The sequence below is a fragment of the Streptomyces phyllanthi genome (genome assembly GCF_009377205.1).
GTDB classification, from domain to species: Bacteria; Actinomycetota; Actinomycetes; order Streptomycetales; family Streptomycetaceae; genus Streptomyces; species Streptomyces phyllanthi.
In genome coordinates, this window is the sequence record NZ_VJZE01000005.1 from 1 (window position 1) to 22,475 (window position 22,475).

Here is a 22,475-nt window from a genome sequence, read left to right on the forward strand (position 1 = left end):
GAACCCCCACCTGGCCCGGACCTGCCCCTGAACGGGTAGGCCCGAGACCGCTCCCGGAGGCCGCAATGAGCGAAAACGCAGGAAACAGGTTGGACGACGCACCACTGTCGCCCTTCCACAAGAAACTGGCGCTGTACTCCTCAGGAGGCCCGTTCCTCGACGGCTACGTCCTGAGCATCATCGGCGTCGCCATGGTGCAGATCTCGCCGCAGCTGAACCTCTCCGACTCCGCCGAGGGCCTGATCGGCGCGTCCGCGCTCATCGGGATCTTCCTCGGCGCGTTCGTGGGCGGCTGGCTGACCGACAAGTTCGGCCGGCAGCTCCTGTACACCATCGACCTGATCGCCATCATCGTCTGCTCCGTCGCACAGTTCTGGGCCTCCGACCCGGTGTGGCTGTTCATTCTGCGGCTGCTGATCGGCATGGCGGTCGGCGCGGACTACCCCATCGCCACCTCGCTGCTCGCCGAGTTCACTCCGCGCCGCTACCGGGGACCGCTGCTGGGCGCCCTGGTGGTCATGTGGTTCGTCGGCGCCGCAGTGGCGTACATCGTCGGCGAGATCCTGCTGCAGGTCGGCGACGACGGGTGGCGGTGGATGCTCGCCAGCGCCACGCTGCCCGCCACGATCATCGTGCTGCTGCGCCACGGCACGCCCGAGTCCCCGCGCTGGCTGGCCAACAAGGGCCGCGTCGAAGAGGCCGAGGCCGTCCTCAAGCAGGTCTACGGCCCCGACGTGACGATCGCCGACCTGCCGGACGAGACGGGGGAGCGGGAGAACCTCGACGTCAAGGCGATCCTGCGCTCCGGCTACGGCGGACGGATGCTCTACATCACGGTCTTCTGGACCTGTTCCATCGTGCCGCTCTTCGCCATCTACGCCTTCGGCCCGAAGATCCTGGACGCGCTCCAGCTCGAAGGCGGGCTCGCCAACATCGGCGAAGCCATGATCACCGTCATGTTCCTCATCGGCTGTGTGATCGCCCTGCTCTGTGTGAACCGCATGGGCCGGCGCCCCCTGGTCATCCACAGCTTCGTCTGGTCGGGCCTGGCACTGCTGCTGCTCGGCATCTTCCCGGACGCCCCCTCGGGCGTGATCATGACCCTGTTCGCCCTGTACGCGGTCATCATCGGCGGCACCCAGATCCTCCAGTGGATCTACCCGAACGAGCTGTTCCCGACCGAGGTACGCGGCTCCGCCGTGGGCCTCGCCTCCTCCGCCAGCCGTATCGGTGCCGCCGTCGGCACCTACCTCGTCCCCATGGCCCTGACCGGCTGGGGCGTCGGCGGCACCATGCTCGCGGCCGCGGCCATCAGCCTCCTCGGCGCCGTCGTCTCCGTCGTGTGGGCGCCCGAGACACGCGGCATGGCTCTGCACGAGGCCGCCTCGCTGTCATCCAAGCCGGAGCCCGTCGGCCGCCCCGCCGCCGTCTGACCTCACCGTCAGGACGGGCCATCACCTGGCGGGGCCCTGGCCGCCTCGGTCGCCGTACGGACGTCACGCCCGCGGAGCGTTGCACGTCATGCACCACCACGGGCGCCGATCCCGTACACCCGTTCGCCCCCGGAGGTCTGGTGTGACTGTCGACGACCCCTTGATGAGTCCGTTCGTCCTGAAGAACCTGACTCTTCGCAACCGCATCGTCAGCACGTCCCACGAACCGGCGTACAGCGAGGACGGCCTGCCCAAGGACCGCTACCGCGCCTACCACGTCGAGAAGGCCCGCGGCGGGGTCGGGCTGACCATGATCGGCGGCAGTGCCCTGGTCAGCCGGGACAGCGCACCGGCCTTCGGCAACCTGCAGCTCTGGAAGGACGAGGCGGAGCCCTGGCTGCGCCGCCTCGCCGACGAGGTCCACGAGCAGGGCGCCGCCGTGATGACCCAGCTCACGCATCTCGGACACCGCACCAGCAACTACACCGACAACTGGCTCCCGGCGATCTCGGCGAGCAGCGTCCGCGAACCCGCGCACCGCGCGTTCACCAAGGCGGCCGAGCAGTGGGACCTCGACCGGGTGCTGCGGGACTTCGTCGCCGCCGCACAGCGCTGCCGGTCGGCGGGCCTCGACGGCATCGAACTCATGACGTGGGGCCACTTCCTGGACTCGTTCTGGACGCCCTTCTGGAATCACCGCGACGACGAGTACGGCGGCTCCTACGAGAACCGGATGCGCTACCCGCTCCAGGTGATCCGTGCCGTGCGGGAAGCAGTCGGACCGGAATTCGTCATCGGCGTGCGCATGACCTTCGACGAGGAGCGCGAGGGCGGTCTGGAGACGCCCGAGGCCCTGCGCATCGCCGAGGACGTCACCGAGGCCGGCATCGACTTCATCAGCCTGATCAAGGGCTCGATCGGCACCGACGCCGACCTGGCCCGCACGATCCCGCCGATGTCCACGCCCGCCTCTCCCCATCTGGAGTTCGCCGGGCGGATCAAGCAGAAGCTCTCCGTCCCGGTCATGCACGCCGCCCGGATCAGCGACGTCGCCACCGCGCGGTACGCCGTCGCCGAGGGTCTGCTCGATCTGGTCGGCATGACCAGGGCGCTGATGGCCGACCCCGAACTGCCCGACAAGGTCCGCGACGGCCGCACGGACCGGATCCGTCCGTGCGTCGGCGCCAACATGTGCATCGACGGCATCTACGCCTCCGGCGCGGCGTTCTGCATGCACAACCCGTCCACCGGCCGCGAACTGGAGGTACCCCAGCGCGTCGACCGTGCGCGCACACCACGGCGCGTGGCGGTGGTCGGGGCCGGGCCCGCCGGCCTGGAAGCAGCCCGGGTCCTCGCGGAGCGCGGTCACGACGTCCATCCCTTCGAGGCCTCCGACAAGGCGGGCGGCCAGCTGCTACTGGCCTCGCTCGCCCCTCGCCGCCGCGACCTGCGCGGCATCATCGACTGGCGCACCGACGAACTCGCCCGCCTGGGCGTACCGATCTCGTGGAACACCTACGTCGAAGCCCGGACACTCCTCGCGCAGTCATGGGACGTCGTGATCGTCGCGACCGGCGGCACTCCCGCGGCACCCTCCGTTCCCGGGGCCGGCCTGGTGATCGACACCTGGGACGTCCTCGCCGGGGCGCGACGGCCGCGGGGGCGCGTGCTGGTCTACGACGACCACGGCGGCAACCAGGCACTCGACGCGGTGGAGGCCCTCGTCCGAGGAGGCGCGACAAAGCTGCTCTTCGGCGCCGCGGCCGCCGACCTGCAGCCGCGCCCCGGGGCTCAGGCCACCTGAACCCAACCGCCGAAGGCGACAGCGGCGCGCCGATGGCTGGTGCGGGACCGCTCTCGGCGGCCGTGGTCAGCGGCCGTGGTTGTGCATCACGTGCTTGGTCCGTGAGTAGTCGTCGAGGGCGTACAGAGACAGGTCGCGGCCGTAGCCGGAGCCCTTGAAGCCGCCCCAGGGGACCTCGTTGGCGATGACGAGGTGGGAGTTCACCCAGACGGTGCCGGAGTCCAGGCGCGCGGCGACGGAGTGGCTGCGGCGGGCGCTCTCGGTCCACACGGAGGCGGCGAGGCCGACGGGGACGTCGTTGGCCCGGCGGACCGCTTCGTCCTCGCTGGTGAACGTCTCGACGGTGACTACGGGTCCGAAGACCTCCTCACGGGTGACCTCCGAGCCCTCGGCCACGTCGACCAGCACGGTCGGGGCCACGAAGTAGCCCGGCCCGTCCAGGGCGCCCCCTCCGATCGCGGCCCGTGCTCCGCCGCTCAGTGCCCGGTCGAGACAGCCGAGGACGCGGTCGAAGTGCGCCTTGGAGACGAGTGGGCCGACCTCGATGTCCTCACCGGCCCGCGGGTCGCCGACGGCCAGTTCGCTGACCTCGCGGACGAGTTCCTTGACGAGCCGGTCGGCGACGGACTCGTGGACGAGGACGCGGCAGGCGGCTCCGCACTCCTGGCCGGAGTTCCAGTAGCTCGCGACGCGCAGGGCGGCGGCCGCAGCCTTGAGATCGGCGTCCTCGAAGATGACGACCGGGGCCTTGCCGCCCAGCTCCAGGTGGACGCGCTTGAGCGACTCGGCGGCTGTCCGGGCGACGGCGCGACCGCTGCGTACCGATCCGGTCAGCGCGATCATGGCCACGTCGGGGTGCTCCGCGAGCCGGGCGCCGACCACGGGGCCCGTGCCCGTCACCACGTTCACGACGCCGGGCGGCAGCAGGTCGGCCGTGAGTTCGGCGAACTTCAGGGTGGTCAGCGGGGTCTGCTCGGACGGCTTGATCACCAGGGTGTTGCCGGCGGCGAGGATCGGGGCGATCTTCCAGGCGGCCATCAGCAGGGGGTAGTTCCACGGCGTCACGACGCCGATGACGCCGAGGGGCTCGCGCAGGATGACCGAGAGGTGGTTCTCGGCGTAGTCCCCGGCGGCCATGGTGGTGGTCGCGCGCAGGGCGCCCGCCATGAAGCGGAACGTGTCGATCGCGCTGGCCACGTCGTCGCGTGCCACCGAGAAGGGTTTGCCGGTGTTGGCGGCCTCCAGGCGCACCAGGACGTCGGTGTGCTCGGCGAGCCGGTCGGCGATCGCGTGCAGCACCTCGGACCGCTCCTTGGGCACCCGCCGCGCCCAGTCCTCCTGGGCGGCGAGTGCGGCGGCGACCGCGGTGTCGACGTCCTCGGTGGTGCCGTCGGGGATGCGGGCGATCAGCTCCTCGGTGCACGGGTCGATCACCTCGGTGAAGCTCTCGGCGGAAGCGTCGGAGAACGCGCCGTCGACGAAGAAGCGGGCCGGAGGCAGGTCGCCCTCGGCGATCAGAGGCGCGGCGTCGGCAGCGCGGTTCACGTTCGTGGTCATGCCAGCTGACTCCCTTGTGTCGGGTAGCGGTCGAAGGTGTGGTCGATGTCCGGCTCCGGGGCGGGCTGGTGGCCGGTCCGGGCTGCCGCCGTGTCCTGGACGCCGGGGCCGGAGCTGGAGTAGGTGATGTCGTCGCCGTCGCGACCCGCAGCCCTGCCGGTGAGGACGTGGCCGCAGTCGCCGGCGTCCGGTCCGCCGGTGGCGATCAGCGGGCGGCAGTGTGCGGAGCCGTCGCCGTGCCCGGGGCGTGCACGGTACGTACGACGGCGTCGTCCAGGGTTCTCAGCGCGGCTGCCCGGAAGTCACCGCGCGACCGAGAGGTGAGGGAGCGCGGCGACGGCGGCGGCGATGCGCGCGCGGGTCGCGTCGTCCACCGCGAGCAGGGGCTCGCGCGGGGCGCCGACCGGCAGGCCGATCTCCTCCAGCGCGGCCTTGATCGCGGGAATGAACGGGGCGGACATCAGTGTGTCCATGAGCGGGTAGATCCGCAGCCACTGCTCGCGGGCCCGGGTCAGGTCGCCGTCGCGCAGCGCGCGGTGGACCGAGACCAGTTCGGCGGGCATGACGTTCGCGGTGCCGGCCATGACACCGGCGGCGCCCTCGGAGGTCGCCTGCAGGAGGAGGCTGTCCCAGCCGATGAAGGTGGAGATGACGTCGCCGTGGTGGTGGATGAGCTGCCCGGCCTGGGCCATGTCGGCGCTGGTGTCCTTGATGTAGCGGATGTTCTGGTGGCGGCGGGCCAGCATGCCGACGGTCTCGGGAGTGAGGTTCACGCCGGTGGCGCCCGGCAGGTTGTAGAGCATGATCGGGATCTGCACGGCGTCGGCGACGGTGCGCAGGTAGTGCAGGGTCTCGTCGAGGGTGAGCGGCTCGTAGTACGGGGCGACGACCATGAGGACGGAGGCGCCGGCGGCTTCGGCGTGCCGGGAGAGGGCGACGGCCTCGCGCGTGCTGACGGCGCCGGTCTGGGCGACGACGGGGGCGCGGCCGGCGGTCTGGTCGATGACGGTCTCGACGAGCAGGCGCCGCTCGTCGCCGGTCATCGCCGCGAACTCGCCGGTGGAGCCGCAGGCGACGACTCCGTCGACGCCGCCGTCGATGCTGCGGTCGACCAGGCGGCGCAGCAGCTTCTCGTCGATGGCGTCGTCGGGCGTGAACGGGGTGGCGAGCGCGGTGAGGATGCCGCTCAGGCGTGATGTCATGGCAGGTCTCCGGGGGGTTCGCGGGAATCGGGCGGGCTCAGGCGCTGCGGGCGAGGCCGAGGGGAGCGGCGGTCTGTCGGTCGGTGGCGAGCAGGCTGCGGGCTTCCTGGGCGGCGGCCAGGCCGGTCTGGATGGCGGTCTCGGTGTAGAGGGTGCCGAGGTAGTCGCCGGCCAGGAGGACCCGGCCGGTACGGCGGGTGAGGATGGGCTGGAGCTTGCCGCGGCCGGGGAAGCAGTACGGGGCACCGGTGGGCCAGCGCTGGATCCCGGCCTCGACGACGTTGCCGGCGAAGCCGGGCAGGACCTGGTCGAGGTCGTCGAGATAGATGCGCCGGATGGTGTCGTCGTCGTGTTCGAGCAGTTCGCGTGCGAGGCTGCCCGGGGAGAAGGTCATGATGCTGCTGCCGGGGCGGCGCTCGCGCTCGTAACAGTGGACGACGTTGGACATGTTGAGCGCGATGTTGAAGGAGCGTTTCGGGGTGGCGATGCCGTAGGCGTCGTCCCAGATCTGGCGGCCGGTCTCGTCGGAGAGGAACGCGGCGCTGACGTAGGGGCCGTAGACGATCTTCGACAGGGCCTCGCGGACGTCACGGTCGAGGTCGACGGCGATGCGGTGGCTGACGGTCGCCGGGGTGGCCAGGACCACGCAGCGGGCCTCGACCTCCTGCTCGACACCGTCCTGCCGGTAGCGGACGACGACCGAGTCCTTCTTGTGGACGATCTCGTCGACGGGCGCGCTCAGCCGGACCCGGTCCCCCAGGGCCGCGGCGATGCTCTCGGTGAGGGTGGAGGGGCCGCCGAGGATGCTCTGGGAGAGCCCCGCGCCGATGTTCCACACCAGGCTGAAGTAGCCGACGCCCGCGCCTGCGGAGAGCTGGTCGATGTCGGCGGCGGAGCGGGTGACCGTGGGCTTGAACAGGGCCTCGGCGTCCTCGGGCAGGTCGCCGATGAAGTCCTTGAAGGAGCGGTCGTTCATGAAGTCGTAGATCCGCTGCTGGCGCTGGGCCTCGCTCTCGCCCGGCCTGCGTCCCACGATCCGGGCGTAGCGGGCCACCTGCACCGCGACCTTCGCACCCGCCCTGACCATGCCCACCCGCGACCGCATCGACATCGGAATGCGGAACGGGTAGCTCTCCACCCGGCCCCGAAGCAGCAGCTTGCCGTTCATCGACAGCCCGGCCAGCGAACCGGGCACCGCCACCGAGTCCACACCGGTGCTGTTCAGCAGCCACGACGTCGCCGAGTCCCCGCCGGCATAGACGTGCCCGCCCCAGTTCAGCCAGTACGGCCCCCGCCTCTCCGACCGGATACGGCCACCCACCCGGCCCTCCGACTCCAGCACAAGCGTGTCCCAGTGCCGCAGCCGCCACCCGGCGGAGAGACCGGCGATGCCACCGCCGACGATGACCACGTCCTTCATGACCGTTCCTCTTCTCGATGGCGTGGGCGGGTTCCACGGATGCGGCAGGGATGCGTGACGTGCGGGGACACGCGGGCGCATCGGGGGAGTGCGGGAAGCCGCGCGGGCCCGGGGAACTACGTCCCGTATGAGTTGCCCGCCACCATAGAATGTGATCACAGATCACACAATGGGGTGAGGGGATCTCATGGATCAGCCGGATGGAACCATCGCGGGGCCCCGTAGTCAGGGGCATGGCGGAGGCGGGTACCCGAACCCCTCCACCGACCAGGTTATTTATGATTCAGTCGTGCGTATGTCCAAACGTGTCGAGCCGTCGCCCTCCCTGACCGACAAGGTGTACGCGGTTTTGCACGAGGCGATCACGAGCGGTGAGTATCCGGCCGGATACCGTCTGCGCATCCGCGATATCGCCGCCGAAGTCGGAACCAGCGTGATGCCGGTACGCGAAGCGATCCGACGCCTCGAGGAGTCCGGCTTCGCCGAACGCGTTCCGCACAAGGGCTCGGTGGTCAAGGGCCTGAACCTCGCCGAACTGCTGCACGTCTACGACACGCGACGTCTCCTCGAGGTGGAGGCCGCGCGCCGTGGTGCCGCGCAGATCGGCTCTGTGGACGTCGCCCGTATGCGCCAGGAGTTCGAGCTGATGCAGCGCGCGATCACCGAGGGCGCCGTGGTCCCCTACCTCGACCACGACGAGGCATTGCTGGCCATCCTCTACGAGGCGGGCGGCAACCCCGTACTGCTCAACACCATCCGCACGATGTGGCAGCACTGCCGCGCCTACAAGATCGTCGGCGCCCGGGCCGCCCTCGACGAGTCGGGCGACAACACGCTCTGGCGCTACCAGGAACGCCTGGTCGAAGCCGCGGACGCGTCTGATGCCGAGGCGGCGGCCGCCATCTCCAACGAGTCTCTCGTCGATGCCACCGACCGGATCAAAGCGCAACTCGAGTCTTACGGCTGAAGCCTGTCCCAGCAGTCCGGTGAGCCTGTTCCAGCAGCGCGGGGGCGGGCGGTGCAGTGTGTCTGCGTGTGCCTGTGGGTCATGTGGCGTGTGGTGAGGGTCGGGTCGCGCGTGCGGGCGACGGCCCGGACCACGTGGTGAAGGCCGTCACCGAGCTGTCGACGGTCCCGCGGGGGAGCCCTGCGCCGTTGCGGGACAACGGGGCGGGACCCGAGTGGACTCCGTCTGTGATCGCCAGACGCGTGTCGGCGTCGATGACGACCTGCGGGCCTGGATGCTGGACGATCCGGCACGCATCAGATCTTCTCCGGCCCCGGCCCCGGCCCCGGCCTCGGCTCGGTCGCCGTCGTCAGCGAAGTGAAGGTGACCGGAATCCATCCGGATGGTCACAACTGTCATGAATCCCGCGCGCCCCGGACCTGCCTGCCGCGAGCCGGAGGGGTGGCCCTGCGACGGGTGTTGATGGCCGCGCCTCTGCTCGCCCGGCGTGATCGCGACTCTCGCGATCGGCCCCCGCAGTCGCCCATCGAATATTTCGGAGCCGCGTTTTCCCAGCTCACGAGCGGTTTCACAGATAACGAAGCAAAAAAGATCTGTGATCACATCTTGTCAGGCCTTGGTGGAGGTGCGAAGTTACCAGCCACCACCGAGCCCTGCGCCAGTGCGAACGGGGTCCGAGTCGGGATCAATCCGCCCTGGCATTTTCCGCCGAAGGAGCGCGTCATGAAGCGTCTGTGTCGTCCATGTCTGGTTCACTTCGCGGCGATCGTCGGATCCGTCGCCCTGATCGGGTCGACGGCCGCGTGCGGTGGTTCGTCCGCTTCCGGGTCTTCCGGGTCTTCGCCTGCCGGGTCGGACAAGGTGTCGAAGAAGGTCGACTCGATCGCCGCCATGGTCCCCAAGTCGATCGCCCAGAAGGGGACCTTGACGATCGCCGCCGCCACCTACCCGCCCGCGGTGATCGAGCCGGCCGACGGCGCGGCTCCCACCGGCTGGGACATCGAGAACGTGCGTCAGATCGCCGCAGTCCTCGGCTTGAAGGTCAACATCAAGATCGCCCCGTTCGACGGCATCATCGCCGGACTGCAGGCAGGCCGTTACGACGCCGCGACCGGAGAGATCTACGCGACGCCCGAGCGCACGAAGACCGTCACGTTCGTGACCAACCACGCATCGGCCGACGCCCTCATGGTCCCGGTCGGCAGCAAGATCACGAGCGCCGACACGGAAACGGACCTCTGCGGTCACACGCTGGCCGCGTCGCTCGGTTCTGCCGAGGCGGCGCTGGCCCAGAAGCTCGCGGGCAAGTGCAAGAGCGCGGGCAAGGGCGCGATCACGGTCAAGACCTTCAAGTCGCAGGCCGAGGTCAACCTCGCTCTGAAGGGCAGCCGGGTCGACGCAGCCGTGAGCAGCGCGAGCCAGGTGGCCTATGTGATGAGCCAGGCCAAGAACCAGTTCGAGCTGGTCGAGTTGCCATGGGCTCCCAAGTACAAGACCGGCTTCGTACTGGCCCGCAACGCTGACACCGAGAAGTTCGCCAAGGCGGTTCAGGCGGCCACCGACCACCTGATCGAGAGCGGTGAGCTGCAGAAGATCCTCGACAAGTTCAACGCCGGCCAGGGGCTGATCGAGAAGGCCGAAATCCTTTCGACCGCCGCCGACGGATCGACGGGGAGCAACTGATGAAAGCAGTCACCGTCACGGAGTCCACACGCCTGGACCCGTCAGCCACCCCGCCCTCGGAACTCGTGCCGATGCGGCATTCCGGTCGGGCCCTCGCCGCCCTGGTCATTCTCGTCGCCGCGGCGAGTCTGGGCTACTCCGCGATGACCAACGACAACTTCGAGTGGCCGGTCGTCTGGGAGTACCTGTTCCACCCCGAGATCATGCAGGGCCTTGGCACCACACTGATCCTCACCGGTGTGTCCATGACTCTGGGCATCATCCTCGGCATCGTGCTGGCCGCCTGCCGGATGTCGGAGAACCGGGTGCTCTCCACGCTGTCCGGCGCGTATCTGTGGTTCTTCCGAGGTACACCGCTCCTGGTCCAGCTGATCTTCTGGTTCAACCTTTCGGCGCTCTACCCCCGGTTGTCGCTCAGTGTGCCGTTCGGCGGCCCTGAAATCGCCGGCGCGGCAACCAACGGAGTGCTGAACCTGTGGGCCGTCGCCATCATCGGCCTGACCCTCAACGAATCGGCCTACATGGCCGAGATCGTCCGTGGTGGCCTTCTCTCGGTGCCCAGACACCAGAGCGAGGCGGCCACCGCGCTCGGGATGAACCGGTGGCTGACCTTCCACAGGGTGATCCTGCCCCAGGCCCTGCGAGTGATTGTTCCCCCCACCGGCAACCAGGTCATCGGCATGCTGAAGCACTCCTCGCTCGTCAGCATCATCGCTCTCTCCGACCTGCTGTACTCGGCGCAACTGATCTACTCGCAGAACTTCCGCACCATCCCGCTGCTCGTCGTGATCTCGATCTGGTACCTGGTGTGCACCACGGTGCTGTCCTACGCCCAGAGCCACATCGAGCGTCACTACGGGCGCGGCGTCCACGTCGGCGTGCAGCGACCCGGCGGACTCGCGAAGCTCCGCTCACTCGGCTCCCGGCTCTCGCAGCGGTCTCAGTCGAACGACAACCCGAATCCGGCGTGACGAAAGGACCGGTGAAGAACCGATGAGCACAGCGACATCCGCGCCCGGCGGCACTGGCGCCTCGACGACCGATCCCATCGTTCGGATCATCGACCTACACAAGAACTTCGGCCCCGTCGAAGTCCTCAAGGGGGTCGACCTGGAGGTGCGCCGCGGCCAGGTGGTCGTCATCCTCGGGCGCTCCGGCTCGGGCAAGAGCACCATGCTGCGGTGCGTCAATCACCTCGAACGCCCGTCCAGTGGCACGGTCATCGTGGACGGCGAGGTGATCGGTTACCGCATCAAGGGTGACAAGCTGCACGAGCTGCCGCCGGCGGCCATCGCGAAGCAGCGGACCAAGACCGGCATGGTCTTCCAGTCGTACAACCTCTTCCCTCACATGACGGTGATGGAGAACCTCATCGAGGCGCCGCGCCGGGTCAAGGGCGTGGACAAGGCCACGGCCATGGAGGACGCGCTCCAGGCGCTGGAAGAGGTGGGCATGGCCCACAAGGCCGATGTCTACCCGAGCACCTTGTCGGGCGGACAGCAGCAGCGCGTGGCCATCGCCCGGGCCCTGGTGATGAAGCCCAGTGTGATGCTGTTCGACGAGCCGACCTCAGCTCTGGACCCGGAGCTGGTCGGTGAGGTACTCAATGTCATGAAGCGGTTGGCCACCAGCGGGATGACGATGATCGTGGTCACCCATGAGATCGGCTTCGCCCGTAGCGTCGCCGACGAAGTGGTCTTCATGTCCGAGGGCCGACTCGTCGAGAACGGCCCGCCGTCCCAGGTCATCGACGCACCCGTCCACGAGTCCACACGGACCTTCATCGACAGCATTCTGTGACAGAAGGCGGCTTTGGACTTCGAGCGAAGCACGCATGGCTTTCCAGCAAATGATCCACGCCGTCGAGACGCACCCGGGCGAGCCGATGCGTGTCATCACCGGTGGTGTCCCGAACATCCCGACGCCGCGGCCTCCTCGAGACCGGCATGATCCCGATGCAGGAGCCGGTCACCGAGTGCAGACTCGAGGCTCCGGCAGGGCTCATCGGGATCCGGGCCGAGTGCCGGGGCGGCGTGCTCCACGTGATCGCGGACGTACGGCACTTCCAAGTGTTGCAGTTGATCCCGTCGCACGGCCGGGAGATCACGTGGGTCTCCTCGCGCATCCTCCGCGCCGCGCACGACCAGTCGCCGGTCGAGCGCTCGGACCATCCGGGGGTCGGCACGACTATCACCCAGCTCTCCGGTCCTACCAGCGATCCGGCCGCCGACCGGAGGAACGCGGTGACCGTGGCGAGCGGCCCGGTCGACTTCGCCGATCCTGCGACACGCGGATACCTCCGAGCCTGACACGTGCTCACTGATGAAGCCGTCAGTACCACTCGCAGGCTCCCGCCCGGTTCACACGCCATGGCCCGGGCGGGACCGATCCGCGGCGGTACGCATACGCTCCTCAGCTGCGCGTCCCGCGGACCGGGTCCGTACCTGTTGAAGTCGAAAGGACACCAATGGCACAGCAGGTCTACGAGACCGGGACGGTCACCTTCGGCCACGATCGGCTGGTCGAGCTCTGCGCGCAGGCCGCGGAAGTCGCGGGCGCCGACCAGCGCGCCGCGCAGGCGCTCGCTCGGGCCACCGTCGCGGCAGAGAGCGCGGGCAACACCGCCGTCGGTGTCGCCCACCTGTTTGATTACCTCCGGTCCTACGAGTCCGGTCGGATCGCCGTCGGCGTGGAAGCGGAGATACTGCGACCCGCACCGGCCTGCCTCGTGGCCGACGCCCGAAACGGTCTTGCCCAGGTCGCTTTCGATGACGCCTTCACGGCTCTGCTGGAGACGACGGCACGTATCGGGACGGCGACTCTGTGGATTCGGAACTCCTACACCTGTGGAGAGCTCGGCAACTACCCGCGCCGGCTGGCCGAAGCCGGGTTGATCGCTGTGGCGTGCGCCAACAGCCCGGCCTTGATGTCACTCGGGGGTTCCGCCACCAGGGTGCTCGGGACCAACCCGTTCGCCTATGCCGTGCCGCGCGCCGGCGCCCGGCCGTTCGTCATCGACCAGGCGTCCTCCCAGACGGCTTATGTCAACGTGCGTCAGGCCGCACAGGCCGGAACCCCGCTTCCCGAAGGCTGGGCCGTCGGACCGGACGGAGCGGCGACCACGGACCCGAACGAGGCACTCCAGGGCGCGCTGCTCCCGTTCGGCGGTCACCGAGGAGGCAACATCGCCCTGCTCGGCGAGCTGCTGGCCACCTTGGCAGGGGCCGCCTTCTCGATCGACGCGGCCCCCTTCGACCAGGGGTTCGAGCCCCCCGGTATCGGTGTGTTCGTCCTGTGCCTGTCCCCGGACACGTTCCCCGGATCCGTGAACCGCGTGGAACACCACCTTCAACGCCTGCACGACCAGCACTCCGTACGGCTGCCCGCGTGGACCACGACCCCACAGCCCCCGAAGACCATCCAGCTCGACCGCGGCCTGGCCGACCGGCTTCTCGCAGCGACGCGTCAACGATGAAGGAGCGCACCACCACGCACGACGTCGTCATCGGTCTCATGTCCGACCAGGCCAGAAGTCGCAGTAACCAGGCCAGAAGTCGCAGTAAAGAGATCTTCGAAGGGCCGAAGGCGTACCGTAACGCGGGCGGCAGCATCTCGCTGTTCCGGCCGGAGGCCAACGCGCGCCGGTTCGCACGGTCCACAGGACTGAACTCGCGGGGCACGGTGAGCTGTAGGCCGCAGCACCGGCGGTCGGGCACAGGCACGGGCAATCGCGGGTGCCTGGTGGGACAGCCGTGGCCCCGCGCCCAGGTTCGGTTGCGGGGCCGTACAACGAGGGTGGGCTACAGGGCGGCTGCGGCGCTGTGCAGGTTCTTGGCGGCCAGGGCGAGGCCCTCGGTCTGGGAGTAGGCGGCGTCCTCGTGTTCGATGTTCACGGCCATGTCCGGGTCGACCTCGGCGAGCGCGCGCAGAAACTCGGTCCAGAAGGAGACGTCGTTCCCGAGGCCGACCGCGACGAACTTCCACGCCGGGTTCTCCGGCCAGGCGTTGCACCAGAAGCCGTAGCCGGTGGGCACCTTGCCGGGGGCGTCGGCGGGTACGCGGGTGAACGACGTGTCCAGTACGCCGCGGATGTCGGCGCCGGGGCAGAGCGTCGCGTCCTTGGCGGCGGCGTGGAACACCAGCGGGCCCAGCCACTTGATGGAGGCGATGACGTCCATGCCCTGCCACATCAGGTGGGAGGGGTCCATCTCGGCGCCCACGTTCGTCAGGCCGCCCTCGTCCACGAGCCGCTTCAGGGTGACGGGGGAGAACACCACGTTGTGCGGGTGCATCTCGATGGCGACCCGGACGTCGTTCTCCCGGGCCAGCGCGTCGATCTCCTGCCAGAACTCGACGGCCACGCCCCACTGGTAGTCCAGGACGTCCATATAGACGCCGTCCCACGGGTTGACGACCCAGGAGGGGTACTTGGCGTCGGGGTCGGAGCCGGGGGTGCCGGACATGGTCACCACGTGCTTCACCCCGAGCAGGCCCGCGAGGCGGATGGTGCGGCGCAGGTCGTCGGCGTGCTTCGGGCCGACTCCGGGGAGGGGGTTGAGCGGGTTGCCGTTGCAGTTGAGGCCGGTCAGCTCCATCCCGCGGTCGGCGAACGCCGCCAGATACTCCTCGCGCGCGGTGGCCGAGGACAGCAGCAGGTCGACCGGGCAGTGCGGGGACGGAATGAAGCCACCGGTGTTGACCTCCACCGAGGTCAGACCGTTCTCCTTGAGGATGTCGAGGGCTTCGGTGAGGGTCCGGTCGTGCAGACAGGCGGTGTAGGCGCCGAGCTTGAGGGCCATCGAGGCTGCTCCTTGGGTACGGGGGTGGTCAGGCGACGGGCGGAACGGTGACGGCGGCGCCGTTGGTGCGGGAGGAGGCGACGACGGCCTGGATGATCTCCATGGTCCGCAGCGCGTCGGCGAACGTGGCACAGACCGGCAGCGGCTCGGCGACGCCCGCGACCTGGTCGAGGAAGGCACGGGCCTGGTAGGTGAAGTTGTCGGCGTTGCTGGCACCCACACCCGGCGCCTCCATCGGGACACCGCCCGCGAAGTACGGCAGGTTCGGGCCGGCGATGATCTGCCGGGCACCGCGCGTACGGGCGTCCGGCTGGGCGTCGTCGAAGAGGTACTCGGCCGGCCGGTGCTGGTCGAACGCGGCCCGGCCGCCCAGGCCCGCGACGTCGAAGAAGAGCCCGTTGGGCAGGCCGAAGGCGGTGCGCGACACGGAGAAGGTGCCGACCAGACCGGACTCGAAGCGGGCGGTGAAGGACGCGGTGTCCTCGTTCTCGACCTCGCCGAGCTCGTCGGAGACGGGAGCGGCGTTGTGCCCGACGACCGCGCCCAGCGGCAGGGGACGCTTCGGGATCTGCGTCGACAGCGAGGCACCGGAGACGGAGGCGATGGGCCCGGCGACGTACTCGGCGGCGTCGATGATGTGCGAGCCGATGTCGCCGAGGGCGCCGGAGCCGGGGCCGCCCTTGAACCGCCAGCTCAGCGGCCCCTTCGGGTCGGTCGCGTAGTCGCACCAGTACCGGCCGCTGAACAGCGAGAGATCGCCCAGCTCGCCGCGCTGCACATGGTCCCGGATCGCGCTGATACCGGGGGAACGCCGGAAGGTGTACCCGACGGCCGTCACGACATCGGCGCCCCGCTCCAACTCGGCCATGGCGCGGGCATCTTCGAGCGAGCCGGCCAGCGGCTTCTCGCACAGCACGTGCTTGCCCGCGGCGACCAGCGCCTCCGCGATCGGGCGGTGCAGACTGTTGCCCACGACGATGCTGACGGCGTCGATCGTCGGGTCCTCGACAACGGCCTCCCAGCTCGGGAGCGCCTTCTCGTACCCGTAGCGGCGGGCGGCGTCCTCGCCCAGTGCGACGTTGGCGTCGGCGATCGCTGCCAGACGGACCGGCGGCAGACCGGCGCCGAAGACCGTGTTGACGTTGCGGTATCCGGCGGCGTGGCTACGGCCGGCCATGCCGGCGCCGATCACCGCTACGGAGATGGGTTTGGCGGACGTGGTCATGCGGGTGCCTTTCGGAGAAGGTGCTTCCATCGAGCTGGCCCCGATGGGCCCGGGGAACGGTGCGGAGGAAGAAGACAGGCGCTCGTCGCGGCGTTGGGAGCCCAGAGAGGGTTTGTCGCGGTGACCGGTCAGTTGGAGGTGGGGAAGTTGAATTCGGCGGTGGTCTGCTGGGTGGGTTGGGGCCAGCGGGTGGTGACGACCTTGGGGCGGGTGTAGAAGCGGATGCCTTCGGGGCCGTGGATGGGGGAGTCGCCGATGAGGGAGTCCTTCCAGCCGCCGAAGGAGTAGTAGGACATCGGCACGGGGACGGGGACGTTGATGCCGATCATGCCGATGTTGATCTTGCGCTGGAATCGGCGGGCGGCTTCGCCGGAGGCGGTGAACAGGGCGGTGCCGTTGCCGTAGGGGTTGGCGTTGATCAGCTCGATGGCGTCGTCGAGGGTGTCGGTGCGGATGATGGCGAGGACGGGGCCGAAGAGTTCTTCCTTGTAGGCGTCCATGTGGGTGGTGACGTGGTCGAGGAGGGAGGGGCCGGTGAAGAAGCCGTTCTCGTGGCCTTCGACTTTGAGTCCGCGGCCGTCGACGACGATCGTGGCGCCTTGTCCCGCAGCGGTGGTGACGGCGTTCTCGATGCGTTCTTGGGCGGCTTTGGTGACCAGGGGGCCCATGTCGGTGCCGGGGGTGTCGCCGGGGCCGACCTTGATCTCGCGGGCCTTGCGTTGCAGTACTTCGACGAGGTTGTCGGCTGCGGTCCCGACGGCGATGGTGACGGAGAGGGCCATGCAGCGTTCGCCGGCGGAGCCGTAGGCGCCGGCGGTGATGTGGTTGGCGGCGAAGTCGAGGTCGGCGTCGGGCAGGACGACGGCGTGGTTCTTGGCGCCGCCGAGGGCCTGGACGCGTTTGCCGTGGGCGGTGGCCGTCTCGTGGACGTATCGGGCGATCGGCGTCGATCCGACGAAGGAGACGGCCTGGATGCCGGGGTGGGTGAGGAGGGCGTCGACCGCGTCCTTGCCGCCGTGCACCACGTTGAACACACCGTCGGGCAGACCGGCCTTCTTGTACAGGTCGGCGATGTAGTTGGCGGCGGAGGGGTCGCGCTCGGACGGCTTGAGGATGAAGGTGTTGCCGGTGGCGATGGCGATGGGGTGCATCCACAGGGGCACCATGGCGGGGAAGTTGAACGGGGTGATGCCCGCGACGACGCCGAGGGGTTGGCGGAAGTTGTGCACGTCGATGCCGCGGGAGACCTGGTCGGAGAAGGATCCTTTGAGGATGTCGCCGAGTCCGCAGGTGAATTCGACGACTTCGCGGCCGCGGGTGATTTCGCCGCGGGCGTCGTCGATGGTCTTGCCGTGTTCGGCGGAGATGATCCGGGCGAGTTCTTCTTCGTGGTCGAGGAGGAGTTGGCGGAAGGCGAACATGACCTGGGTGCGCTGGGTCAGCGAGGACTCCGACCAGGTCTCGAACGCGGCCGCAGCGGCCTGCACGGCGGCGTTCACGTCGGCGGCGCCGCCCAGGACGACCTGGGCCTGCTCGGTGCCGGTGGCGGGGTTGAACACCGGCTGGGTGGCGGCGGAGCCCTGGGTGGGGGCGCCGTTGATCCAGTGCGGGATGGTGGTCACGGTGCGGGTTTCCTTTGCGGGGGCGGGGCCTTACAGGTAGTGGCGCTGGGCCTGTTTGTGGGCGGCGTATGTCTGGTAGGCGGTGCGGGTGGTGTCCAGGGCGGAGGTCTGGCTGACGGGGACGTCCCACCAGCCGTGGCCGGGCGGGTTCGGCCCATAGAGGTCGGTCTCCACATGTACGACGGTGGTGCGGGAGGCGGCTTTGGCCTTCTGCATCGCTGTACGGAACTCGCCGAGGGTGGTGGCGTGCAGGACGTCGGCGCCCAGGGAGGAGGCGTTGGCGGCGAGGTCGACGGGCAGGACGTCGCCGTCGAGGAGGCCCGAGTCGGTGTCGCGGTAGCGGTATCGGGTGCCGAAGCGCTGGGAGCCGAGTGACTCCGACAAGGCACCGATGGAGGCGAAGCCGTGGTTCTGGACGAGGACGATGATGACCTTCAGTCCTTCGGAGACCATGGTCACGATCTCCTGGGCCATCATCAGATAGGAGCCGTCGCCGACGAGGACGACGACCTCGCGGGTGGGGTCGGCCATTTTGGCGCCGACGCCGGCGGCGACTTCGTAGCCCATGCAGGAGTAGGCGTATTCGACGTGGTAGGCCTTCGGATCGCGGGCCCGCCAGAGTTGTTGCAGGTCGCCGGGCATGGAGCCGGCGGCGTTGATGACCACGGCGCGGTCGTCGAGGACGTCGTTGAGGGCGCCGAGGATCTGTGTCTGGGCGGGCAGCCGGCCGGTGTTGCGGTCGGGCGCGAAGCACTCCTCCTCGATCTCCCGCGTGCGGGCGATCAGATGGCGCGTGTGGGCACGGTAGGACGGATCGACTTCCCAGCCGTCCAGCACCCCGGCCAGGGCTTGGATGCCGAGGCGGGCGTCGGCCACCAGCGGCTCCGCGGAGTGCTTGACGGCATCGAGGCGGGCGACGTTGAGGTTGACGAAGGTGACGTCCGGATTGCCGAAGACGGTGTGGCTGGCGGTGGTGAAGTCGGAGTACCGGGTGCCGATACCGAGCACGACATCGGCCTCACGGGCGAGTTCGTTGGCCGCGTAGGAGCCGGTGGATCCGATGCCGCCGACGGCGCGGGGGTGGTCCCAGGGCACGGCGCCCTTGCCGGCGTGGGTGTCGGCGACCGGGATGCCGGTGGCTTCGGCGAAGGCCCGCAGCTGGGTCTCGGCGCCGGAGTACACCGCCCCGCCACCGGCCACGATCAGCGGCTTTCGCGCGTTCCGGAGCAGGCGCGCGCCGCGCTCGATGGCGGCTGGCTCCGGCACGGGGCGGCCCACATGCCAGACCCGGCGCCGGAAGAAGGAGACCGGCCAGTCGTAGGCTTCGGCCTGCACGTCCTGCGGCAGCGCCAGCGTCACCGCACCGGTCTCCACTGGATCGGTCAGCACCCTCATCGCCGCCAGCGCGGCCGGGATCAGCTGCTCGGGACGCTGGACGCGGTCGAAGTACTTCGAGACCGTGCGGAAGGCGTCGTTGACGGTGACGTCGCCGCCGCGGGTGTCCTCCAGCTGCTGCAACACGGGGTCGGCAGCGCGGGTGGCGAACATGTCGCTGGGCAGCAACAAGACCGGGAGACGGTTGGTGGTGGCGAGGGCGGCGCCGGTGATCATGTTGGTGGAGCCGGGGCCGGTGGAGGCGGTGCAGGCGAAGGTCGCCAGCCGGTCGCGCATCTTGGCGTAGGCCACGGATGCGTGGACCATGCCCTGCTCGTTGCGCGCCAGGTAGTAGGGGAGATCGGCCTCGCCGGTGGTGGCGGCCTGGAGGAGTGCCTGGCCGAGGCCGGCGACGTTGCCGTGGCCGAAGATGCCCCACACGCCGGGGATCAGCCGCTGTTCCTGGCCGTCGCGCTCGCTGTACTGGCCGGTCAGGAAGCGCACCAGGGCCTGGGCGGTGGTGAGCCTGATCGTTTCCATTACTCGTTCTCCTCGGCGCCGAACGGCAGCCGGTCATCGATGTCCTGCGCGTCCCAGGTGGAGCGGACCCAGCCGTGGGCGGGGTCGTCGCAGATCAGCCAGGCGCGGTCCTGTCCGGGGCCGGCCATGACGTTGAGGTAGTACAGGTCGTAGCCGGGCGCGGCGATGGAGGGGCCGTGCCAGCCGTGCGGGATGAGGACGGTGTCGCCGGAGCGGACCTCGGCCAGTACGTCGATCGGCCGCTCGGGCGTGCCGTAGACCCGCTGGTAGCCGAAGCCGAACCCGTCCTTGCCGGAGACCTGGAAGTAGTAGATCTCCTCCAGCTCGCTCTCCACCGGGTTGCCCGCGGTGTCGGTGCGTGCCTGGTCGTGCTTGTGCGGCGGATACGACGACCAGTTGCCCCCCGGGGTGAGTACCTCGCACACCAGCAACTGCTCCGCGTCGAACGTGCCGGGCAGGCAGTAGTTGTTGACCTGCCGGGAGCAGGCCCCAGCGCCGCGCAGTTCCACGGGCACGTTCTCCTTGGGCCCGTACCGGGCGGGTAGTGAGCCCCGCTCGGTACGGGCGGAGGGCAGCGCGAACGCTCCACCGTGCGCGCTGCTGATGACGGCCTCCGACGCGCGGGGGAGGTACGCGAAGTCGGTGACCGAGGCGAACACACCGGCCCGGCCGCTGAGTTCAAAGGTCTGTCCGTCGACGGCGACGGTGCAACCGCCGCTCAGCGGAAGGACCAGGAACTCCGAATCCCCGGTGGACAGCGTGTGCGCCTCACCCGGTTTCAGGGTCAGGATCCTGAGGCCGGAGTAACCCCAGCCCGCCGACTCGGGCGTGACCAGAAGGTCGTAGGAGCCGTCGGCCGAGGTTCCCTTGGGCAGGTGGTACTTGCTCGCGGATGTCACAGCAGGCTCACCGCCCGGTCCACCGCGCCCGCGACGTCGCCGCCTGCGGGGTAGAGCAGGGAGCGGCCCACGACCAGGCCCTGAACGGTGGGCTGCTTGAGGGCCTTGCCCCAGGACGCGAAGGCCGCATCCGGGTCGGTGACCTCCCCGCCCAGCAGCAGGGCGGGAAGAGTGGAGGAGGCCAGGACGCGTTCCATGTCCTCCACCACCGGCAGCTTCAGCCAGGTGTAGGCCGTACGCCGGCCCAGCCCGGAGGCGATGGTGATCGACTTGATGACGGCATCGGTGGAGAGGTCGTTGCGGATCTTCCCGTCCTGCCACACCGACAGGAACGGCTCCACCATGGCGATGAGATGACGGTCGTTCAGCTCGTCGACGGCGCGGGCGGTGTTCTCCAGAACGGACGGCGTGGCCGGGTCGGCGAGGGCGATGCGGGTGAGCATCTTGCCGCCGTCGAAACCCATCGCCGCGATCGTCTCGGCGTCGTAGCCGGTGAACCGGTCATCGATCTCGAAGACCGAGCCCGCGAGCCCGCCCCGGTTCATCGAGCCGAAGACGGACTTGCCGTCCAGGACGCCGAGCAGCAGCAGGTCCTCCAGGATGTCGGCGGTGCCCAGCACCCCCGTCACACCCGGCCGCTCCAGCGCCACGCACAGCCGGTCCAGCAACTCGAAGCGGTCCGCCATGGCGTTCGGGTCGCCGCCCACGCCATTGGCGCCACGCGCCGGATGGTCCGCGGCAATGATCATCGCCTTGCCGTGCTCGCCGAGCAGCGAGGTGGCCTTCACGCGCCGCGCGGCCGCCGCCGCGATGGAACCGGGGTCGTTGACCCGGGCCCCCACGACCCTGCTCACATTGTCGTATGACACCTCGTCACACCTCTCGCTGGGACTTGTCGGGGGCATCAGGGCCTGCCGCGCGCAGCTTCTCCTCCACCTCGGCCTCGGTCGGCATGGCGTCGGAGCAGGCCAGCCGGCCCGCGACGATGGCGCCGGCCGCATTGGCGAAGGACACCGTGCGGTGGGTGTCCCAGCCGGAGAGCAGGCCGTGACACAGCGCCCCGCCGAAGGCGTCACCGGCGCCCAGGCCGTTGACGACGTCCACCGCGACCGGCGCGACCTCGGCGGCCGAACCATCGCGGCCGACGGCCAGCACGCCCCTGGGGCCCTGCTTCACCACCGCCAGCTCCACACCGGCCGCCAGCAACGCCTTCGCGGCGGCATACGGCTCACGCTCACCGGTGGCCACCTCGCACTCGTCGAGGTTGCCCACCGCCACAGTGGTGTGGCGCAGGGCCTGGGCGTAGTACGCACGGGCCTGCGACGGATCGGCCCAGAACATCGGCCGCCAGTCCAGGTCGAAGACCGTCGTGTCCGCCTTCGCCCGGTGCGCCAGGGCCGCCAGCGTGGCCGAACGGCTCGGCTCCTCACTCAGACCCGTACCCGTGACCCAGAAGATCCGGGCATCACGCACCGCTCCCAGGTCCAGCTCATCACGCTGGATGTCCAGGTCGGGGGCCTTCGGCAACCGGTAGAAGTACAGCGGGAAGTCGTCCGGCGGAAAGATCTCGCAGAACGTCACCGGCGTCGGCGCGATGTCCGACGTACCCACGAAACGACTGTCCACGCCATAGCCGTCCAGCGCCTGCCGCACGAACTTGCCGAACGGATCGGCCCCGGTCTTCGTGATCACCGCCGCAGAGCGCCCGTAACGAGCCGCGGCCACCGCCACATTGGTCGGACTGCCACCCAGGTACTTGCCGAACGAAGTGACCTCCGCCAGCCCCACACCGGTCTGCAACGGATACACATCCACTCCCACACGGCCCATGGTCAGCACTTGGAACGGCATCACGCTGGTTTCCCTTCGCCCGGAGGACCCCGGGATGGAGGTGGTGGAGAGACAGTGATTTAGAGCGCTTTAAAGAACCGCTCCAGCGCGTACAATGAT

The 22,475-nt window shown here is 69.3% G+C and carries 18 protein-coding genes; 8 read left to right on the forward strand and 10 right to left on the reverse strand.

Annotation, left to right across the window (positions count from 1 at the left end; all coding sequences use genetic code 11):
• Positions 1-89: 89 nt before the first annotated feature.
• Together FNH04_RS01715 and FNH04_RS01720 are read left to right on the forward strand one after the other, a co-directional pair.
• Positions 90-1,433 carry an MFS transporter gene (locus FNH04_RS01715; protein WP_228030975.1) on the forward strand — a complete coding sequence of 448 codons (1,344 nt, stop codon included), beginning with the start codon at positions 90-92 and terminating at the stop codon, positions 1,431-1,433.
• Positions 1,434-1,596: 163 nt separating this feature from the next.
• A complete protein-coding gene (locus FNH04_RS01720; RefSeq protein ID WP_228030976.1) occupies positions 1,597-3,237 on the forward strand; it encodes an oxidoreductase in 1,641 nt (546 codons plus the stop codon).
• A 66-nt stretch (positions 3,238-3,303) separates the two neighbouring features.
• Here the strand turns inward: FNH04_RS01720 and FNH04_RS01725 are convergent, their stop codons facing one another.
• From FNH04_RS01725 to FNH04_RS01735, 3 genes are all read right to left on the reverse strand, one after another.
• The gene (locus FNH04_RS01725) at positions 3,304-4,794 is read right to left on the reverse strand and encodes an aminobutyraldehyde dehydrogenase (protein WP_152779584.1); all 1,491 of its coding nucleotides are present in this window, start codon (positions 4,792-4,794) and stop codon (positions 3,304-3,306) included.
• A gap of 302 nt (positions 4,795-5,096) precedes the next feature.
• On the reverse strand, positions 5,097-5,996 hold the full coding sequence (dapA, locus tag FNH04_RS01730; RefSeq protein WP_152779586.1) for a 4-hydroxy-tetrahydrodipicolinate synthase: 900 nt from the start codon (positions 5,994-5,996) through the stop codon (positions 5,097-5,099).
• A gap of 37 nt (positions 5,997-6,033) precedes the next feature.
• Positions 6,034-7,416: a flavin monoamine oxidase family protein gene (locus FNH04_RS01735; protein WP_152779588.1), complete on the reverse strand. Its 1,383-nt coding sequence runs from the start codon at positions 7,414-7,416 to the stop codon at positions 6,034-6,036.
• Positions 7,417-7,711: 295 nt separating this feature from the next.
• Between FNH04_RS01735 and FNH04_RS01740 the strand changes: the two genes are divergently transcribed.
• From FNH04_RS01740 to FNH04_RS01765, 6 genes are all read left to right on the forward strand, one after another.
• Positions 7,712-8,383: a GntR family transcriptional regulator gene (locus FNH04_RS01740; protein ID WP_152779589.1), complete on the forward strand. Its 672-nt coding sequence runs from the start codon at positions 7,712-7,714 to the stop codon at positions 8,381-8,383.
• Between the two features lie 462 nt (positions 8,384-8,845).
• Positions 8,846-10,066 (forward strand): ABC transporter substrate-binding protein, encoded by a 1,221-nt coding sequence (locus tag FNH04_RS01745; protein ID WP_152779591.1) that lies wholly within the window; start codon positions 8,846-8,848, stop codon positions 10,064-10,066.
• Positions 10,066-11,037 (forward strand): amino acid ABC transporter permease, encoded by a 972-nt coding sequence (locus tag FNH04_RS01750; protein WP_152779593.1) that lies wholly within the window; start codon positions 10,066-10,068, stop codon positions 11,035-11,037. Before FNH04_RS01745 ends, FNH04_RS01750 begins: the two co-directional genes overlap by 1 nt.
• 22 nt (positions 11,038-11,059) lie before the next feature.
• Entirely contained in the window at positions 11,060-11,866 is an 807-nt protein-coding gene (locus tag FNH04_RS01755; protein WP_152779595.1) for an amino acid ABC transporter ATP-binding protein, read from the forward strand.
• Between the two features lie 104 nt (positions 11,867-11,970).
• A complete protein-coding gene (locus FNH04_RS48840) occupies positions 11,971-12,375 on the forward strand; it encodes a proline racemase family protein (RefSeq protein ID WP_322722390.1) in 405 nt (134 codons plus the stop codon).
• A gap of 158 nt (positions 12,376-12,533) precedes the next feature.
• The gene (locus FNH04_RS01765; protein WP_152779597.1) at positions 12,534-13,541 is read left to right on the forward strand and encodes an Ldh family oxidoreductase; all 1,008 of its coding nucleotides are present in this window, start codon (positions 12,534-12,536) and stop codon (positions 13,539-13,541) included.
• A gap of 325 nt (positions 13,542-13,866) precedes the next feature.
• On the opposite strand, the gene FNH04_RS01775 is transcribed toward FNH04_RS01765, so the two are convergent.
• From FNH04_RS01775 to iolC, 7 genes are all read right to left on the reverse strand, one after another.
• Positions 13,867-14,865 carry a sugar phosphate isomerase/epimerase family protein gene (locus tag FNH04_RS01775; RefSeq protein WP_152779601.1) on the reverse strand — a complete coding sequence of 333 codons (999 nt, stop codon included), beginning with the start codon at positions 14,863-14,865 and terminating at the stop codon, positions 13,867-13,869.
• Positions 14,866-14,893: 28 nt separating this feature from the next.
• A complete protein-coding gene (locus FNH04_RS01780) occupies positions 14,894-16,090 on the reverse strand; it encodes a Gfo/Idh/MocA family protein (RefSeq protein ID WP_152779603.1) in 1,197 nt (398 codons plus the stop codon).
• Between the two features lie 128 nt (positions 16,091-16,218).
• Entirely contained in the window at positions 16,219-17,712 is a 1,494-nt protein-coding gene (locus FNH04_RS01785; RefSeq protein WP_322722393.1) for a CoA-acylating methylmalonate-semialdehyde dehydrogenase, read from the reverse strand.
• 30 nt (positions 17,713-17,742) lie between these two features.
• On the reverse strand, positions 17,743-19,626 hold the full coding sequence (gene iolD / locus FNH04_RS01790; RefSeq protein WP_152779605.1) for a 3D-(3,5/4)-trihydroxycyclohexane-1,2-dione acylhydrolase (decyclizing): 1,884 nt from the start codon (positions 19,624-19,626) through the stop codon (positions 17,743-17,745).
• The gene (gene iolB / locus FNH04_RS01795; protein WP_322722396.1) at positions 19,626-20,525 is read right to left on the reverse strand and encodes a 5-deoxy-glucuronate isomerase; all 900 of its coding nucleotides are present in this window, start codon (positions 20,523-20,525) and stop codon (positions 19,626-19,628) included. The genes iolD and iolB overlap by 1 nt, the downstream gene beginning before the upstream one ends.
• Entirely contained in the window at positions 20,522-21,430 is a 909-nt protein-coding gene (locus FNH04_RS01800; protein WP_152779607.1) for a Cgl0159 family (beta/alpha)8-fold protein, read from the reverse strand. The genes iolB and FNH04_RS01800 overlap by 4 nt, the downstream gene beginning before the upstream one ends.
• Positions 21,399-22,376: a 5-dehydro-2-deoxygluconokinase gene (iolC, locus tag FNH04_RS01805; protein WP_152779610.1), complete on the reverse strand. Its 978-nt coding sequence runs from the start codon at positions 22,374-22,376 to the stop codon at positions 21,399-21,401. The genes FNH04_RS01800 and iolC overlap by 32 nt, the downstream gene beginning before the upstream one ends.
• Positions 22,377-22,475: the final 99 nt, after the last annotated feature.